Below are 20,726 nucleotides of genomic sequence, written 5' to 3' on the forward strand. Positions count from 1 at the left end.
GCTGTTGTGACGAGGCTTTTGGTTGGCACGAAAGCGCTAGTTGGCCCCCGATTCGCTCGCGCGGAGCGCCCCGCGGCGCGTGGCTGCGGGGCGCCTGCCTGGTGGGGGTTAGTCGATCTGCTCTAACGCCGAAAAGGACCAAGTGGAGTCGCCCCCCTCGCGTTCCGGTACGCCTCCGTGCCCCAGGCCGCCCCGATGACGGCGGTCCCGTACCCCGGCCGACAGGCCCGGAGGAGATCCCGCATGCGCGTCCGCCTGCCCCTGACCGCCGTCACCGCCGCCGCGCTCCTCCTCGTCACGGTCACCGGTGCAACTCCCGCCGCAGTAGGCCGGAACCCCGACGGCACACCACTGGTCAAGGTGTCCCAGGGCGACCCGTACGCGACGTGCACCATCGGAGCGAGGTCCCCCGACAGCATCGTCTACCCGGGCACAGAGGTCGAGCCGTACCTGTCCGTCGATCCGCGCGACCCCAAGCGTGTGGTCACCGTGTTCCAGCAGGACCGCTGGAACGACGGCGGCGCCCGTGGCCTGGTGGCAGGCTGGACCACGGACGGCCACACCTTCCACCGGAGCACGCTGCCGTTCAGCCTGTGCGCCCCGGGCGGAGCGGACTTCGAACGGGCCACCGATCCCTGGGTGAGCACCGGCCCGGACGGCACCGTCTACGCGAGCGGCGAGGGCGTCGACTTCACCAAGAGCACGCGCACCGGCCTCCTGGCCGCCACGTCCCGCGACGGCGGCCGCACTTGGCAGAACCTCACCACCACGCACGTCGACGAGCAGCCGTTCTTCAACGACAAGCCCTCGCTCACCGCCGACCCGATCCGCAAGGGCACCGCCTACCAGGTCTGGGACCGCCTCGACAACGACCCGCCCGGCCCCAGCTCCCTCGACGGTCCGGGCTACATCTCCGTCACCCGGGACGGCGGCCGTACATGGAGCGGGGCCCGGCTGTTCGTCGACACCAGCACCGTGCCCAACACCCAGACCATCGGCCATCTGATCGTCGTCGACCGGCACACCGGTACCCTGTACGACTTCTTCGACCGGATCACCCACTCCGAGGACCTGAGCACCGTCGTCGAAGCCCGCTACGAGGTGGTCACCTCGACCGACGCCGGAGAGACCTGGAGCGCCCCGGTCACCGTGGCCCGGGACACCTCCGTACCGGAGGTCGACCCGAACGACCCCACCAAACTGCTGCGCGCCGCGTCCACCCTGCCCAGCCCGGCCGTCGACCCGAAGACGGGCACGCTCTACATGGCGTACGAGGGCTCGGACTTCTCCGGCGGCAGGTTCGACTCCGTCCAGCTGGTGCGCTCCACCGACGGCGGACGCACCTGGGGAGCCCCGGAGCTGATCAGCCCGGAGGACGTGCCGGCCTTCTCCCCGTCGATCGCGGTCACCGAGCGGGGTACGGTCGCGCTCACCTACTACGACCTGCGCTTCCTCGAGCCCGGCAACACCACCACCCTGCCCACCGCCTACCAGCTGGCCACCCTGCCGCACGGGGACCCGAAGCGCCGGACCGAGCGACGCATCTCGCGGATCTTCGACTGGCTGCAGGCACCGTTCGCCGGGGGCTACTTCCTCGGCGACTACCAAGGCCTGGTGGCGGACGGCAAGGGAGTACGGGCGGTGCTCACCGAGACCCACCCCGGCGCACCACTGAACCGTACGGACGTGTACACCAGCAGTCTCCGCACCCGCTGACCGACGCGGACGCCGTCGGCCGGCCCGACCGCCGACGGCTGCAGACAGGCCTCGGACCCACTCCGTGACCACGCTGGGCGGGGAGGTTTGACCACGTCCCGCCCGGCGGGGCGGCCCTGTTTTGGGGTCGCGTGAACGCGGTCTGGTTCGTGACTGACCGGAACAGCGCGCTTGTTCCGCCGGATGAGTAGCGGTGGATCATGCTGCCGGGCTTTTATGACTGGTGGGGTCGGTGCCGTGGACTGGGCATGAACTCCGTTCAGACGCGTGCAGGTGGCCCCTTGTTTCGGCCTCGGATCGCGGTCCGGGTCCTTGTGTCGGCCGCCGCGATCGGCCCCCTGTCGTCCGGGGCGGGGCTGGAGGTTGCACGGCCCGAACTCGTCCATGCGGAAGATGGCGTCGGGTTGACACGCCTCGTGACCTGCGGTGTACCAAAGCGCCAACCAACTTGCTGATTCGGCGCGAGCAGGGCCTGACGGCCGGCGGGCAGTCGTTGCCACTGCGTACCGGCCCCCGTTGCCGAACTGCGAGCGTGCTGCTCGGGGCGGATCACCTCAAGGTGTTCATGATGGTGCTCTGCCTCGCGGCGGACCGTGCGAACACCGCGGTGGATCCGGACGGCGACCTCAGGGATCAGCCCGTGGTGATCGAGCACTTCATCTTCCTGCTCGACGACGTCCGCGCCGAGGAGATCGCCGCGGGGATCAAGCTTCCTCACGGCGGCCCCGGACCTCGATGTCTGGCGACCCGAGGCGGCCGGGCGCCCGAAGGTCTCCTGACTCCGGGCCGTGCGGGACCGCGTTTGACTCCTCGGACCAGCCCAGCACCTGGGCCGCTGGCATGTCTGCCACCGATCCAGGGGCTTCTGGGCAGCCGGTGGATCCGGTCCGTGCTGCTATGCCCGGCCCCTCCGCCAGCGGGTCCAGCTGCTCTTCCGCTCCAATGGCGCTACCGGCCCTCGCGGAGACGCAGAACCGATTCACGCGGCCCCGACCGGGCGCACCGGTGCACGATCTGCTCCTGCACCTAGCCCAGACCTGTCCTCACATCGCCCATGACCAGGCCATTGAGCGCCTTGGCAAACAGTGACACCAATCGCTGTTGCAGTAGTGGTTGACCGGCCGCTTGAGCGAGCATATGCTCGCATCAAGTCGGCCAGCCCCAAGGTGAGTTGACTGACGTCGTGGTTGGATGCGAAATGGGGCAAAGTGATGGGTTTAGCTGCTCCTGGGGTACTTCTCTAGATCTGGCTGAGGGGCCTCCCCATGTGGAGGGTTGCGCCGATCTCTTCGGGTAGTTGCTTGCATGTCAATGCACCCACGGAACCACAGAGTCGAACACGGAAACCTGTGCAGCGACTTCCGAACGTTCCTGTGGAAAGCCCCGATTGGCGGATCCGATCGTCACGGCTGCCCTCGACGCAGGGGCTCATCAGTCGTCCTGCGGTCCCGCATCGGGGAGAGACGCCCGCCGCCTCCGGAAGAAGATTTAGAACTAAGAGACGTATTTCATGTCGAATAAGACGAAGAAAAGGCCGTCCTGGGGATTTGGTGCGTTCATTATGGCGCTCTCCCTGGGTTTCCTGACCGGCGCTCCGGCGTACCCACAGAGCGGCGAGTCCAGCACCTGGAGCCCTGAACGGCCTGGCGGCGCACAGGTGCGGTCGGGAACGGGCTGGGCCCAGGCACGCGACAGCAAGGGCAACGTCGCCACTGTGTCTTTCGACGGCGCCGCTCGTGTCTCCGTCTCCTGCAACAATGGGCCGGCCTGCACGTGAGCGAGTTCCTCGACGATGGTCCGCCCGGATGTCATCTGGACCCCGTACTCCCAGTATCATCGGCGGCTCGGCTCCATGTCGGACACCGGACACTTTGATCATCCGGATGCGACACCCGGGGCGTATGCTCCTCAGGCTCCCGACGCCGACCTCGTCCCTCCTGTATATGTGAAGCCCCCCGCTGTGACATCGCTGTTGCGTGGACTGACAACGTTGTCAATACGTAGGTGGCCGATCAGGAACGGAAATGCGACCTGGAATTACGGAGGGTCGGTATGGGGTGGCTATGGGGCTTGTCTCCTAAGTTATCTCCGAACGGCTCGGAGAAGTCGTTCATCTTAAATTAGTTGCTCCTGGTGTGGGGCGCGAACGTTGACCGAGGTGTGGATATGTCTGGATCGCATGGTGGCCGTCGTGAACTGATGGCCGGACAGCTTGGCGTATGGCATGCGCAGCAACTCAATCCGGATAATCCCATCTATAACATGGGTGAATACATAGAGATTCACGGAAAGGTGGACACGGGCCCTTTTGAAGCGGCCGTGCGCAGAGTCGTCCAAGAAGTTGACTGTCTTCGCCTGCGTTTCGAGGGAACCGCAGATGAAGTCCCGCGGCAGCATTTTGACCTGCGGAGCGATTGGCTGTTTCACGTGATCGACGTGAGCGGTGAGGAGGATCCCCGTTCCAGCGCGGAGAGTTGGATGTGGGCGGACATGCGACGTCCAGTCGATCTCCAGGGCGCTGAACTTTTCACCCAAGCCATGTTCAAGGTCGACGAAGATCTCTTCCTCTGGTATTACAGAATTCACCACATCATCGCAGACGGACTCGCAGGATCCCTGATAGCCGCCCGAGTGGCTGCGGTTTACACGGCACTGTTGGCTGGCGAATCCCTCACGGGAAGTGCGCTTCCCTCGAGTTCCGTACTGATGGATGCCGATTCCGATTATCGGATGTCCGCGGAATTCGAACTGGACCGGGAGTACTGGACGGAGCGTCTTTCCGATCGCCCTCAAACGGTCAGCTTGAGCGGCCGGGAACCCTCCACAACACCCCATGAACTGACACGTCATACGCTCCACATTCCTCCCGCCGCCGCCGCGGAACTCAGAAGCTCCGCACGTCGGCTGGGGACGAGCCTCTCGGGTCTGGCCATAGCCGCGAGCGCTGCCTACCTCCATCGCGCCACGGGACAAGAGGACATCATTCTCGGGGTCCCCGTCATGGGCAGAACAACTGCCCTGCGGGACGTCCCGGGAATGACGGCGAATATCATTCCTCTACGCCTCACAGTGCAGCCGAAGGCCGCGGTGAGGGAACTTGTTAAGCAGGTGTCTCGCGGAGTAAGAGATGCTTTGCGGCATCAGCGATACCGCTACGAGGACATCCTCAGAGACCTGAAGCTCGTAGGGCGCAGTGGACTTTACCCGCTGCTGGTCAATATCGTCTCCTTTGACTACGACCTGAGATTCGGTGACGCCCCCAGCAGTGCGCACGGGCTCGGTGGCATCAATTTCAATGACCTGTCGATTTCGGTGTACGACAGGTCATCCGACGGAAGCATTTCCGTGGTGGTGGATGCCAACCCGGATCTTTACAGCCGGGGAGCAGCGCAGGAGCATGCTGCGAAATTCCTTGACGTGATGAACTGGATGGCGCGTTCCACTGCGGAGGACCGCGTACACCAGATCACGTTGATGAGCCGTTCCGAGCAGTGTCTGGTTCTCGAGGACTGGAACGACACCGCGCGGGAGGTGCCCGCGGCGACGCTGCCGGAGCTGTTCCAGACGCAGGCCGCGCGCACCCCCGACGCGACCGCCGTCGTCTTCGAGGATATCGAGGTGACCTATGCGGACCTCAACGCCCGCGCCAACCGCCTCGCCCGCCTGCTGATCGACCGCGGAGTGGGACCCGAGTCGCTGGTCGCGGTCATGATGCACCGCTCTGTCGACCTGGTGGTCGCGCTCCTTGCGGTGGTCAAGGCCGGCGGCGCGTACGTACCCGTTGACCCGGACTACCCCGCCGACCGCATCACTTACGTCCTCACCGACGCGCAGCCCCTCCTCGTGCTCACCAGCACGGACCTGGTTTCCCGCCTCACCGACGGCCACCCGCCGCACGTGGTCGTCGACGACCCCCGGACCACCACCGCACTCGAGGGCCTTCAAGGAACCGACCCCGCCGACACCGAGCGCCGCGCCCCCCTGCTGCCCGCCCACCCCACCTACGTCATCTACACCTCCGGCTCCACCGGACGGCCGAAGGGTGTGGCCGTACCCCATGCGGGTATCGTCAACTGGCTGACCTGGATGCAGGGCGCCTACAACGTGACTCCCTCGGACCGGGTGTTGCAGAAGACCCCCTTCGGTTTCGACGTGTCGGTACGGGAGTTCTTCTGGCCGCTGCTCCAGGGTGCGACATTGGTGGTCGCCAAGCCCTCGGGCCACCGCGACCCCGGGTACCTGGCCGAGTTGATCCAGCGCGAACGTGTCACGATCGCGCACTTCGTCCCGTCTCTGCTGCAGGTCTTCCTCCGTGAACCGGCCGCCGCCGCCTGTACCGACCTACGAGCTGTGTTCTGCAGTGGCGAAGCGCTCCCCAGCGACATCGCCGGGCAGTTCCGGAACGTACTGGACGTTCCGCTTCACAATCTCTACGGTCCCACCGAGGCGTCGGTCGAGGTCACCGCATGGACGTGTGACAGCGACACCAGCGGCAGCAGTGTCCCCATCGGCCGTCCGGTCTGGAACACCCAGGTCTATGTGCTGGACGCGGCGTTGGGGCCGGTGCCGGTGGGTGTTGCGGGTGAGTTGTACCTGGCCGGCATCCAGCTGGCCCGTGGCTACCTCGAGCGGCCGGGGCTGACGGCGGAGAGGTTTGTGGCCAACCCGTTCACCCCGGGTGAGCGGATGTACCGCACCGGTGACCTGGCTCGTTGGAACGTCCACGGTCAGATCGAATACCTCGGGCGGACGGATGACCAGGTGAAGATCCGTGGTTTCCGGATCGAGCTGGGTGAGATCGAGGCGGCGCTGACAGCGCATCCGTCCGTGGCGCAGTCGGCGGTGATGGTGCGTGAGGACCGCCCCGGCGACAAGCGACTGGTCGGCTACCTCGTTCCGGCGAGCGGTCCGGAGGGTGTGGACGTCGCCGTAGTGCGCAGGCATCTGCAGGGTGTGTTGCCGGAGTTCATGGTGCCGTCGGCTTTGGTGGTGCTGGATGCGCTGCCCTTGTCGGTGAACGGAAAGCTGGACCGCAGGGCTCTGCCCGCTCCGGACTACCAGGCGGCCGATGGTGGCCGTGGGCCGTCGACGGTGCAGGAGGAGATCCTGTGCAAGGTGTTCGCCGAGATCCTGGGCCTGTCCACGGTCGGGGTGGAGGACAATTTCTTCGAGCTGGGTGGCCACTCACTGCTTGCGACCCGGCTGGTGAGCCGTATCCGGTCGGTCTTCGGGGCCGAGGTGCCGATCCGGACGCTGTTCGAGGCGCCCACCCCGGCCGCCCTGGCGGGCCGGTTGACCTCATCCGGTGCGAGGCGGCAACCGCTGCTGCGGGTGGAGCGGGCGGAGCGGGTTCCGGTCTCGTTCGCGCAGCAGCGGTTGTGGTTCCTGGGCGAGCTGGAAGGCCCGTCGGCGACCTACAACATCCCCCTCGTCCTGCGCCTGACCGGGTCGCTGGATGTCGACGCTCTGAAGGCCGCCCTGCGTGATGTGGTCGGCCGACACGAGGTCCTGCGCACCGTGTTCGCGACGGTGGACGGGCAGCCCTACCAGCAGATCCTGCCGGCCGAAAACGCCCTGATCACACTCGTGGTCGAACGGGCAGCCGACCTCGAGGCCGCGATCGCCGAGATCGCAGGTCACCACTTCGATCTTGCCACCGAGATCCCGCTGCGGGCCTGGCTGTTCGAAACCGGTCCCGACGAGCACGTCCTGATGATCATGGTGCATCACATCGCGGGTGACGGGTGGTCCCTGGCCCCGCTGACGCGGGATCTGTCGGCCGCGTATGCGGCCCGATCCACTGGCCAGGCCCTGGAGCGGGTGCCGTTGCCGGTGCAGTATGCCGACTACAGCTTGTGGCAGCGCGAGCTGCTGGGTGACGAGACCGACCCCGACAGCCTCCTGACCGAGCAGTTGGCCTATTGGCAACGGGCACTGGCCGACCTGCCGGAGGAGCTGGCCTTGCCGTTCGACCGGTCGCGTCCCCCGGTCGTCTCCCATCGGGGTGGCAGTGTCGAACTGACCATTGACGCACAGGTGCACCAGGAGTTGGTCGAGCTGGCCCGGGTGCAGGGCGTGACGGTGTTCATGGTGGTGCAGGCGGCATTGGCCGTCTTGCTGTCCCGGCTCGGAGCCGGCCAGGACATCCCCATCGGCAGCCCCGTCGCCGGACGCACCGACGAGGCACTCGACGATCTGGTGGGCCTCTTCGTCAACACCCTTGTTCTGCGGTCGGACCTCTCCGGTGACCCGAACTTCCTGCAGCTGCTGGCCAGAACGCGGGAAGCGGACCTCGGCGCATACACACACCAGGACGTCCCGTTCGAACGGCTGGTGGAAGAACTGGCCCCGGCCCGCTCCATGGCCCGCCACCCGCTGTTCCAGGTCATGCTCACTCTGCAGAACAACGCCGAGGCTCGTCTCGAGCTGCCCGGGCTCAACGTCGAAGTACTGCCTGCGGGTACCCCCGCCGCCAAGTTCGACCTGGACTTCCAACTCGCCGAAGACTTCACGGCTGACGGCGCCCCCATGGGCCTGGCCGGCAGCATCACCTACGCCGCAGACCTGTTCGACCACAACACCGCCGTCACCATCGGTGAGCGGTTCAACCGACTCCTGCACGCGGTGACCACGGACCCGTCCGTCGCCGTGAACCGGATCGACATCCTCAGCGAAGCAGAACGCGACCGGATCCTGGTCGAGTGGAACGACACCACCCACGAGGTGCCGCAGGCCACGCTGGCCACGCTGTTCGAAGCCCAGGTCGCGCGGACCCCGGATGCGACAGCGGTGGTGTTCGGTGAGGCCGGCCTCACGTATGCCGAACTCAACGCCCGGGCCAACCGCCTGGCGCGACTGCTGATCACCCAGGGCGCGGGACCCGAAACACTCGTCGCGGTGATGATGCACCGCTCCGTCGACCTGATCGTCGCTCTCCTCGCGGTGGTCAAGACCGGAGCTGCGTACGTCCCGGTCGACCCCGACTACCCCGCCGACCGCATCACCCACCTCCTCACCGACGCCGAACCCCTCCTGGTACTCACCAGCGAGGTGACGCAGACGGTGTTGCAGGACGAGCAGACTCGTCTTGTGGTCGATGCTCCCGGTACCGTCGCGATGCTGGCGCGCCTTGGTGACACAGACGTGTCCGACTTCGAGCGGGGCACCACCCTGCTGCCCGCCCACCCCGCCTACGTCATCTACACCTCCGGTTCGACCGGACGACCCAAGGGCGTGGTGGTGAGCCATGAGGCCGTGTGCCATTACGTCACCTGGGCGATCGACGCATACCCGGGGCTGAGCGGCCGGACGGTGCTGCACTCGTCGGTCTCCTTCGACCTGACCGTCACACCGCTGTACGGCACGTTGGCGGCAGGCGGAACCCTGCTCCTCACAGACATCCGAGACGGTCTCCCCGAGGAGCCGGCACCCACCTTCCTCAAGGTGACGCCCAGCCACCTGGGCCTGCTGGCCGAGCAGCCCGCCGGTACTTTCGTCCGTGGTGACAACGTTGTCGGCGGCGAAAGCCTCACCCGGGAACAGCTCACCAAGTGGCGGACCGCACACCCCGGTGTTGCCGTCACCAATGAGTACGGCCCGACCGAGGCCGCCGTCGGGTGCATCACCTTCGCGCTCGCTCCGGGCGAGCCGGACGCGCACGGCGACATCCCCATCGGCCGTCCGATCTGGAACATGCGCGTGTTCGTGCTGGACACCGCGCTGCGGCCAGTGGCGCCCGGCGTGCCCGGTGAGATCTACCTGGCCGGCATCCAGCTGGCCCGCGGCTATCTCGACCGGCCGGGGCTGACCGCGCAGCGGTTCGTCGCGAACCCGTTCGGCGGTCAGGGTGAGCGTATGTACCGCACTGGTGACCTGGCACGTTGGAACGCCGATGGTCAGCTCGAATACCTCGGGCGGACCGATGACCAGGTGAAGGTCCGTGGGTTCCGTATCGAGCTGGGTGAGGTCGAGGCGGCGCTGGCCGCGCATCCGGACGTGGCGCAGTCGGCGGTGGTGGTGCGTGAGGACCGCCCCGGTGACAAGCGCCTGGTCGGCTACATCGTTCCCGCCACCCGTCACAGAGACGGTGTCGATACCGCGGCCCTGCGCGCCCATCTCGGTGCGATGCTGCCGGAGTACATGGTGCCGTCGGCGCTGGTGGTGCTGGACGTGCTGCCGTTGACGGTCAACGGGAAGCTGGACCGCAGGGCCCTGCCCGCCCCGGACTGCCAGGCGGCCGATGGTGGCCGGGGGCCGTCGACGGTGCGGGAGGAGATCCTGTGCAAGGTGTTCGCCGAGGTCCTGGGCCTGCCCCAGGTCGGCGTGGACGACAACTTCTTCGAGCTGGGTGGGCACTCACTGCTGGCAACCCGGCTGGTGAGCCGCATCCGGTCGGTCTTTGGGGCCGAGGTGCCGATCCGGGCGCTGTTCGAGGCGCCGACGGTGGCCGGACTCGCGCTGCGGGTGACGGATTCGGGTGCGGCACGTCCTGCGCTGGTGGCGATGGCACGGCCCGAGACGGTACCGGTCTCGTTCGCACAGCAGCGGTTGTGGTTCCTGGGCGAGCTGGAAGGCCCGTCGGCGACCTACAACATGCCTCTGGCTCTGCGGCTGACCGGCGACCTGGACGTCGAGGCGTTGCGGTTGGCGTTGGGTGATCTGGTGGGCCGGCACGAGGTGCTGCGGACGGTCTTCCCGGCCGATGAGGGCAGGCCGTATCAGCAGATCCTTCCCTCACCTTCCTCTTTTGATCTGCCGGTGGTCGAGGTGGAGCAGGAGGGTCTGGCAGAGGCGGTTGCCGAGCTGGCGGGTCACGTGTTCAGTCTGGCGACTGACTTGCCGTTGCGGGCGTGGCTGCTGAAGGCCCGCGCGGATGAGTGCGTGCTGGTGATGGTGGTGCATCACATTGCCGGTGACGGGTGGTCGATGGGACCGCTGGCACGGGATGTGTCGGTCGCGTACACGGCCCGTACTGCCGGCCAGGTGCCCGTCTGGGAGCCGTTGGCGGTGCAGTACGCGGACTACACGTTGTGGCAGCGTCAGCTGCTGGGTGAGGTGACCGAGCCGGACAGTGTGCTGAACGAGCAGCTGGGTTACTGGCGGAAGGTTCTGGACGGGGTGCCGCAGGAGCTGGTGCTGCCGTTCGACCGGCCGCGGCCGACGGTGGCCTCGCACCGCGGCGGCCGGGTGGAGATCCGGGTGCCGGCCGAGGTGCATGTCCGGGTGGCGGAGCTGGCCCGCGCCGAGGGCGTGACCGTGTTCATGGTCCTTCAGGCGGCTTTGGCCGTGCTGCTGTCCCGGCTGGGCGCCGGCAGCGACATCCCCGTGGGTACCCCGGTCGCCGGACGCACCGATGAGGCGCTGGACGACCTGATCGGGTTCTTCGTCAACACCCTGGTGATGCGCACCGACTTGTCGGGTGACCCTACGTTCGCCGGTCTGCTGGAGCAGGTCCGTGAAAACGGCCTGGCCGCGTTCGCGCACCAGGACGTTCCCTTCGAGCGGCTGGTCGAAGACCTCGCCCCGACCCGCTCGATGGCCCGCCACCCGCTCTTCCAGGTCATGCTCGCCCTGCAGAACAACGCCCACGCCGTACTCGACCTGCCCGATATCGACGCCGCACTGTTGCCCGCCGGCGAGCCGGTGGCCAAGTTCGACCTGTCCTTCACCCTGGCCGAGACCTTCTACACCGACACCAACACCGACGCCGATACCAGCACTGGTAATGGCCCGGCCGGCCTGCACGGTGGTATCGACTACGCCCTCGACCTGTTCGACCCCGAAACGGTGGAGGCACTGGCCGAACGGTTCGCCCGCGTCCTGGACACCGTCACCGCCAACCCCCACCAGCACATCAACGCCATCGAGGTGCTGGACCCCGCGGAGCGGCACCGTGTCCTGGTTCAGTGGAACGACACCGCCCGGGAGGTGCCCGCGGCGACGCTGCCGGAGCTGTTCCAGGCCCAGGCCGCGCGCACCCCGGACGCGGTCGCGGTGGTCTTCGAGGGTAGCGAGGTGACCTATGCGGACCTCAACGCCCGCGCCAACCGTCTCGCCCGCCTGCTGATCGACCGCGGTGTGGGACCCGAATCGCTGGTCGCGGTCATGATGCACCGCTCCGTCGACCTCGTCGTTGCCCTTCTCGCAGTGACCAAGGCCGGTGGCGCCTACCTGCCCATCGACCCGGACTACCCCGCCGAGCGGATCTCCTACCTCCTCACCGACGCCCAGCCCCTCCTGGTGCTCACCAGCACGGACCTGGCCTCCCGCCTCACCGGCGGAGAGCTGTCGCACCTGGCCGTCAACGACCCCCGCACCACCACCGCACTCGAGGACTTCCAAGTCACCGACCCCGCCGACACCGAGCGCCGCGCCTCCCTGCTGCCCGCTCACCCCGCTTACGTCATCTACACCTCCGGGTCCACCGGGCGGCCGAAGGGTGTGGCCGTCACCCACCAGGGGTTGCCGAGCCTGACCGTCGTACAGGCGGAGGAATTCGGGATCACGGCAGGTAGCCGGGTGCTGCAGTTCGCCTCGGCGAGCTTCGACGCGGCGACCTGGGAGATGGTGATGGCTTTGTGCAACGGCGCCTGTCTCGTCTCGGCCGCGCCGCACGACCTGCTGCCGGGCCAGGCGCTCGTCCGCCTGGTCGCGGAGCGGTCGGTCACACACGCACTCCTGCCCCCCGCCGTACTGGCTCTCCTGGAACCGGGCAGCCTGCCGTCGATCACGACCCTCATCACCGGCGGCGAAGCCCTCAGCCAGAGCCTGGTGACCCGCTGGGCCGACGGCCGCCGTCTCATCAACGCCTACGGACCGACGGAATCCACCGTCTGCGCCACCACCACCAACCCCCTGTCCGCCGGCGCACTCAACACCCCGCACATCGGCACGCCCGTCGCCAACACCCGGGTCTACGTGCTGGACTCGGCTCTGCGGCCGGTTCCGGCGGGTGTCGCGGGTGAGCTGTACATCGCCGGCGCGGGCCTGGCCCGCGGCTACCTCGACCGGCCGGGACTGACCGCGCAGCGGTTCGTCGCCAACCCCTTCACCCCGGGTGAGCGCATGTACCGCGCCGGCGACCTCGCACGTTGGAACGCCGACGGTCAGCTCGAATACCTCGGGCGGACCGATGACCAGGTGAAGATCCGCGGGTTCCGTATCGAGCTGGGTGAGGTCGAGGCGGCGCTGGCCGCGCATCCGGACGTGACGCAGTCGGCGGTGGTGGTGCGTGAGGACCGCCCCGGTGACAAGCGCCTGGTCGGCTACATCGTTCCCGCCACCCGTCACACAGGCGGTGTCGACACCGCGGCCCTGCGCGCCCATCTGGGGACGACGCTGCCGGAGTACATGGTGCCGTCCGCGCTGGTGGTGCTGGAGGCTCTGCCGCTGACGGCGAACGGCAAGCTCGACCGCAGGGCCCTGCCGGCCCCGGACTACCAGGCGACCGACAGCGGCCGGGGGCCGGCCACGGTGCAGGAGGAGATCCTGTGCAAGGTGTTCGCCGAGGTCCTGGGCCTGCCCCAGGTCGGGGTGGACGACAACTTCTTCGAACTGGGCGGCCACTCACTGCTCGCGGTGCGGGTGGTGGAGCTGCTGCGTGCCCGGAAGATATCGGTTGATGTGCGGTCGTTGTTCGCGGCGCCGACGGCTGCCGGACTGGCTGCGTCGGACGGTCGAGCCGAGGTGACGGTGCCGGAGAACCGGATACCGGACAACGCCCTGACCCTTTCTCCCGACATGCTTCCCCTGGTGGATCTGACCCGAGGGGAGCTCGACCGGATCGTGGCCCGGGTTCCCGGCGGAGCGGGCAACGTGGCCGATGTGTACCCGCTGGCTCCTCTGCAGGAAGGGATCCTCTTCCACCACCTGATGGGTGACTCCGGTGACGGCACCGATGTGTATGTGCTGCCGGTGCTGTTGGGGTTCGACTCCCGGCAGCGGCTCGACGGGTTTGTGGGCGCACTGCAGAAGATCGTCGACCGGCATGACATCCTGCGGACCGCCGTCGTATGGGAAGGACTGCGCGAACCGGTACAGGTGGTAGTGCGCCGTGCTGCGATCCCGGTGGAAAGCGTCGACTTGCCCGAGGGGCCTGACGATGAGGTGACCGGCCGGATGCTGGCCGCGTGTCCTGGAACGATGGACATCGGCCAGGCGCCCCTGATCCGCGTGTACACGGCAGCCGACCCGGTGAACGGTCAGTGGCTCGCGCTCGTTCAGGCCCATCACCTGATCGCGGACCACACCACCCTGGACGTGCTGCTGGAGGAGGTGCACTCGTTCATCGAGGGCCGCGAGGACACCCTGCCCGCGCCTTTGCCGTTCCGGAACTTCGTTGCCCAGGCCCGCCTTCGGGTAGCGGAGGAAGAACACCAGAGGTACTTCTCCACCCTGTTGGGGGACGTGACCGAGCCGACCGCGCCGTTCGGCCTGCTCGACGTCCGCGGAGACGGCACCGGCGTGACGGAGTCCCGTCGCGTGATGGATGCCGAACTCGCGCAGCGACTGCGTGACCAGTCACGCCGACTGGGCGTGAGCCCGGCCACGGTCTTGCACGTGGTGTGGGCGCGGGTTCTGGCAGCCACCGCGGGCCGGGACGACGTCGTCTTCGGTACCGTCCTGTTCGGCCGCATGGCCGCGGGAAGCGGCGCAGACCGCGTTCTGGGCCTGTTCATCAACTCCCTGCCGGTCCGGGTGCAGACGCACGGCGCGCAGGTGATGGAAACGGTCCGGTCGGTGCAAAACCAGCTGGCGGACTTGCTCGTCCACGAACACGCCCCTTTGAAACTGGCCCGGCAGGCCAGCGGTATCAAGGCGGACACCCCGCTGTTCACCTCCCTGTTCAACTACCGGCACTCCAAGAACGCTGAGTCAGGGACGGACAACCGCCTGGACGGCATCGCGATGCTGTACTCCCAGGAGCGGACGAACTACCCGATCGGGCTGAACGTCGACGACACCGGTGACGGATTCATCCTCGGCGTGCAGGTCGCCGAACCCGTCTCGGGTGCATCACTGTGCGCCATGGTGCATACCGCCGCGGAAGGCATCGTCGCCGCCCTGGAAACAGCACCGCACCAGCAGATCAGCACGGTGGACGTCCTCGATCCCGCGGAGCGGCACCGTGTCCTGGTCGAGTGGAACGACACCGCCCGGGAGGTGCCCGCGGCGACGCTGCCGGAGCTGTTCCAGGCACAGGCCGCACGCACCCCGGACGCGGTCGCCGTCGTCTTCGAGGACGTGGAACTGGGTTATGCGGAACTCAACGCCCGCGCCAACCGTCTCGCCCGCCTGTTGATCGGCAGGGGTGTGGGACCGGAGTCGCTGGTCGCGGTCATGATGCACCGCTCGGCCGATCTGGTCGTTGCTCTTCTCGCGGTGACGAAGGCCGGCGGCGCCTACCTGCCCATCGACCCCGACTACCCCGCCGACCGCATCACTTACGTCCTCACCGATGCCCAGCCCGTCCTGGTGCTCACCAGCACGGACCTGGTCTCCCGCCTCAGCGGCAACCACCCGCCGTACGTGGTCGTGGATGCGCCCCGGACCGCCACCGCACTCGAAGGCCTCCTAGACACCGAACTCGCCGACACCGAGCGCAACACCATCCTGCTGCCCGCCCATCCCGCTTACGTCATCTACACCTCCGGGTCCACCGGGCAGCCCAAGGGCGTGGCCGTCACCCACCAGGGACTGTCGAGCCTGGCTGCCGTGCAGGCGGAGGCATTCGGGATCAGGGCAGGTAGCCGGGTGCTGCAGTTCGCCTCGGCGAGCTTCGACGCGGCGACCTGGGAGATGGTGATGGCCTTGTGCAATGGGGCCTGCCTCGTCTCGGCCGCGCCGCACGACCTGCTGCCGGGCCAGGCGCTCGTCCGCCTGGTCGCGGAGCGGTCGGTCACACACGCCACCCTGCCCCCCGCCGTACTGGCTCTCCTGGAACCGGACAGCCTGCCGTCGATCACGACCCTCATCACCGCCGGCGAAGCCCTCAGCCAGAACCTGGTGACCCACTGGGCCGACGGCCGCCGTCTCATCAACGCCTACGGACCGACGGAATCCACCGTCTGCGCCACCACCACCAACCCCCTGTCCGCCGGCGCACTCAACACCCCGCACATCGGCACGCCCATCGCCAACACCCGGGTCTACGTGCTGGACTCGACTCTGCGGCCGGTTCCGGCGGGTGTCGCGGGTGAGCTGTACGTTGCCGGCGCGGGCCTGGCCCGCGGCTATCTCGACCGGCCGGGACTGACGGCACAGCGGTTCGTCGCCAACCCGTTCGGGGCTCCGGGCGAGCGGATGTACCGCACCGGCGACCTGGCCAAGTGGCGACCGGACGGTGTCCTGGACTTCCTGGGCCGTACGGACGATCAGGTGAAGATCCGCGGGTTCCGTATCGAGCTGGGTGAGGTCGAGGCGGGGCTGCTCGCCCACCCATCCGTGGCCCAGGCAGCGGTGATGGTGCGTGAGGACCGCCCCGGCGACAAGCGCCTGGTCGGCTACCTCGTCCCCAACGATGGCAACGCTCCGCAGGCGGACAGTGCCGCGCTGCGTGCCCATCTCGGGACGATGCTGCCGGAGTACATGGTGCCGTCCGCGCTGGTGGTGCTGGACGTGCTGCCGTTGACGGTCAACGGGAAGCTGGACCGCAGGGCCCTGCCCGCTCCGGACTACCAGGCAGCCGACAGCGGGCGGGCACCGGCCACGGTGCAGGAGGAGATCCTGTGCAAGGTGTTCGCCGAGGTCCTGGGCCTGCCCCAGGTCGGCGTGGACGACAACTTCTTCGAGCTGGGCGGCCACTCACTGCTCGCGGTGCAGCTGACCAACAGGATCCGAACGGATCTGGGGGTGGAGGTCGCGATGCGGGCGCTGTTCGAGGCGCCGACCGTGGCCGGACTCGCGCTGCGGCTGACGGATTCGGGTGCGGCACGTCCCGCGCTGGTGGCGATGGCACGGCCCGAGACGGTACCGGTCTCGTTCGCGCAGCAGCGGTTGTGGTTCCTGGGCGAGCTGGAAGGCCCGTCGGCGACCTACAACATTCCTGTGGCTCTGCGGCTGACCGGCGACCTGGATGTTGAGGCGTTGCGGTTGGCGTTGGGTGATCTGGTGGGCCGGCACGAGGTGCTGCGGACGGTCTTTGCTGCGGATGAGGGCAGGCCTTATCAGCAGATCCTTCCCTCCCCTTCCTCTTTTGATCTGCCGGTGGTCGAGGTGGAGCAGGAGGGTCTGACAGAGGCGGTCACCGAGCTGGCGGCTCATGCGTTCGACCTGAGTGCTGAGCTTCCTTTGCGGGCGTGGCTGCTGCAGGCCGGGCCGGGTGAGTGCGTGCTGGTGATGGTGGTGCATCACATTGCCGGTGACGGGTGGTCGATGGGACCGCTGGCACGGGATGTGTCGGTCGCGTACACGGCCCGTACTACCGGGCGGGCACCTGTCTGGGAGCCGTTGGCGGTGCAGTACGCGGACTACACGTTGTGGCAGCGTCAGCTGCTGGGTGAGGTGACCGACCCGGAGAGTCTGCTGAACGAGCAGCTGGGCTATTGGCGCAAGGCTTTGGACGGGGTGCCGCAGGAGCTGGTGCTGCCGTTCGACCGGCCCCGGCCGACCGTGGCCTCGCACCGCGGCGGCCGGGTGGAGATCCGGGTGCCGGCCGAGGTGCACGCCCGGGTGGCGGAGCTGGCCCGCGCCGAGGGCGTGACCGTGTTCATGGTGCTTCAGGCGGCTTTGGCCGTGCTGCTGTCCCGGCTGGGGGCGGGCAGTGACATCCCGGTGGGTACTCCGGTTGCCGGGCGCACCGATGAGGCGCTGGATGATTTGATCGGGTTCTTCGTCAACACCCTGGTGATGCGCACCGACTTGTCGGGTGACCCCACGTTCGCCGGTCTGCTGGAGCAGGTCCGTGAAAACGGCCTGGCTGCGTTCGCGCACCAGGACGTTCCCTTCGAGCGGCTGGTCGAAGACCTCGCCCCGACCCGCTCGATGGCCCGCCACCCGCTCTTCCAGGTCATGCTCGCCCTGCAGAACAACGCCCACGCCGTACTCGACCTGCCCGGCATTCACACCGAGCCCTTGACCACCGGCGAACCGGCAGCCAAATTCGACCTGTTCCTCAGCCTGGCCGAGACCTTCCACACCGACACCGACACCGACACCAGCACCGGTACTCGCCCGGCCGGCCTGCACGGCGGTATCGACTACGCCCTCGACCTGTTCGACCCCGAAACGGTGGAGGCACTGGCCGAACGGTTCGCCCGCGTCCTGGACACCGTCACCAGGGAACCGCACCAGCGGGTCAGCGTGGTGGAGGTGCTGTCGGAGGAGGAGCGGCACCGGGTTCTGGCGGGGTGGAACGACACCGTCCAGGAGGTGCCCGGGGTGGCGCTGCCGGAGCTGTTCCAGGCCCGGGTCGCGAAGCATCCTGATGCGGTCGCGGTGGTCTTCGGCGGCGCTGAGGTCACCTATGCGGAGCTCGACGAGCGTGCGAACCGGCTTGCCCGGTTGCTGATCCGTCGCGGTATCGGTCCCGAGGACATCGTCGGGCTGGCCGTGCCTCGCTCGGTGGACCTGATCGTCGGTCTGCTGGCCGTGCTGAAGTCGGGCGCCGGTTACCTGCCGATCGATCCGGAGTACCCGGCCGAGCGGATCGCCTTCATGTTGGCCGATGCCGTCCCCTCGCTGACGCTGACCACCACCGAGGTCGCCGGGCGCATGGCTACGGGGCCCGCGCTGCTGCTGGACGCCCCCGCAGTTGTCGCCGAACTCGGTGCACTGCCGGCCGACGTTCCCGGCGATGAGGAGCGGACCGGTCCGCTGCTGCCGCAGCACCCCGCGTACCTGATCTACACCTCCGGCTCGACCGGGCGTCCCAAGGGGGTGGTGATGTCCTGTGGCGCGCTGGTCAACCTGTTGTCCTGGCACGCTTCTGCCATCCCCGCCGAGGCCGGTTCGCGGGTCGCTCAGTTCACCGCGATCAGCTTCGACGTCTCGGCCCAGGAGATCCTCTCGGCCCTCTTGGACGGCAAGACCCTTGTGGTACCGGACGAAGAGATCCGGCGCAACCCGGAAGAGTTCGTGGCATGGCTGAGGGAGCAGAAGGTCACCGAGCTGTACGCCCCCCACATGATGGTGGACGCGCTGGGTGAGGCCGTAGCGGAGCAGGGCACGGACCTGCCGTTGCTGAGTCATGTTTCCCAGGCCGGCGAGGCCCTTGTGCTCGGTGATCGGGTCCGTGACCTGTGCGGGGCGGCCGGGACGGTGCTGCACAACCACTACGGTCCGTCCGAGACCCATGTGGTCACCGCCCATACCCTGCCGGCGGACCGGGCGACATGGCCCGCAGGCGCCGCGCCGATCGGCCGTCCGGTGTGGAACACCCGGGTCTACGTCCTGGACCCGTCTCTGCGGCCGGTGCCGGTGGGTGTTGCGGGTGAGTTGTACGTCTCCGGCGCCCAACTGGCCCGCGGCTACCACGCCCGGCCGGGACTGACCGCGCAGCGGTTCGTCGCCAACCCCTTCACCCCGGGTGAGCGGATGTACCGGACCGGCGACCTGGCCCGCTGGAACGCAGAGGGACAACTGGAGTATCTGGGCCGTACGGATGACCAGGTGAAGGTCCGCGGGTTCCGTATCGAGCTGGGTGAGGTCGAGGCCGCGCTGAGCGCACATCCGTCCGTATCCCAGGCAGCCGTGATGGTGCGGGAGGACCGCCCCGGTGACAAGCGCCTGGTCGGCTACCTTGTCCCCAACGGGGGCAACACCAGCGGTGACGGCATCACCGCCGGGGTTCACCTGGCTGCCCTGCGCGCCCATCTCGGCGCGATGCTGCCGGAGTACATGGTGCCGTCCGCGCTGGTGGTCCTGGAGAGTCTGCCGCTGACGGCGAACGGGAAGCTGGACCGACGGGAACTTCCAGCGCCGGACTACATGTGGTCCGCGCCGACCCGGGAACCCTCCTCGGTCCAGGAGGAAATCCTGTGCAGAATTTTTGCCGAAGGACTGAACGTCCCTCACATCGGCGTCGAGGACAACTTCTTCGAATGCGGTGGACATTCACTTCTGGCGGTCAAACTGGTGAGTCGGATTCGTTCGATCATGGGTGTCGATGTCTCCGTCAAAATGCTGATGGAAGCACCCAGCGTCGCAGGACTTGCACATCGGCTCAGTCTTCCCGCGATGAACGACTCGCTTCGTACGCTTCTTCCCATCAGGACGCACGGGAGCCGGCCACCCCTCTTCTGTGTCCATCCGCGATCCGGGTTGAGTTGGTGCTTCGCACCTCTGGCCGGATTCGTACCTCCTGGCATCCCCTTGTACGGTCTGCAGGCCCGGGATGTCGATGGTGCGGGTGAGTTGCCGGAATCCATCCGGAAAATGGCGGAAGAATACGTCGAAGAGTTGCGCACCGTGCAACCTTCCGGTCCCTATCATCTGCTGGGGTGGTCGATGGGAGGCCGCGTGGCTCAGGAGATGGCTGTACAACTGCAGGAAGACGGCCAGCAGGTGGCACTTGTCATCATGGGAGGCTATGCACCCGCCCCACTCGACACACTCGACTCGGGCGAGACTGGCCAGGAGTCTGCAGATCGTATCCGTCAAGCGATTCAAGAACGTGATGGCGACGACCATGACGATCAGGCGGATGCACCGGAAATATTCGACGAGGCGCCTTCTCTCCGTGGCCTCGCCGGACTTCCGGACTACTTCCGCAGTGAGATTTCGGATGAAGAGGCCGAAGTGAGGGCGAGAATCATCGCGAACAACACCCGTATCTATGTGCAGCATTATCCTCGGAGATTTCACGGCGACATTCTCTTCATTTCGTCGGATGAGCTCGAGGACGGTTCGGGTAGCGCCATGTGGCAGCCTTATACTTCCGGTCAAATAAGCGAGGCGCGGTTGCCTTGTTCTCACGACGAAATGGCCGATCCCCCCATGCTCTCCCTGCTTTGGGATTCAATAGCCGGTTGGCTGTCCACGGGAAAGGGCAGTGAATTGCTCGGCTGAGCTGG

2 protein-coding genes are annotated in these 20,726 nt (G+C 67.4%); both read left to right on the plus strand.

Annotated elements, in window-relative coordinates; genetic code table 11:
• Positions 1-243 precede the first annotated feature (243 nt).
• Positions 244-1,716, plus strand: coding sequence for a sialidase family protein (locus tag OG534_RS33840; RefSeq protein ID WP_326593194.1), 1,473 nt, complete (start codon positions 244-246; stop codon positions 1,714-1,716).
• A 2,199-nt stretch (positions 1,717-3,915) separates the two neighbouring features.
• Positions 3,916-20,721, plus strand: a complete 16,806-nt coding sequence (locus tag OG534_RS33850) for a non-ribosomal peptide synthetase (RefSeq protein ID WP_326594000.1) — start codon at positions 3,916-3,918, stop codon at positions 20,719-20,721.
• The last annotated feature ends 5 nt before the right edge of the window (positions 20,722-20,726 follow it).

It is taken from the genome of Streptomyces sp. NBC_01294 (assembly GCF_035917235.1).
Classification (GTDB): Bacteria; Actinomycetota; Actinomycetes; order Streptomycetales; family Streptomycetaceae; genus Streptomyces; species Streptomyces caledonius.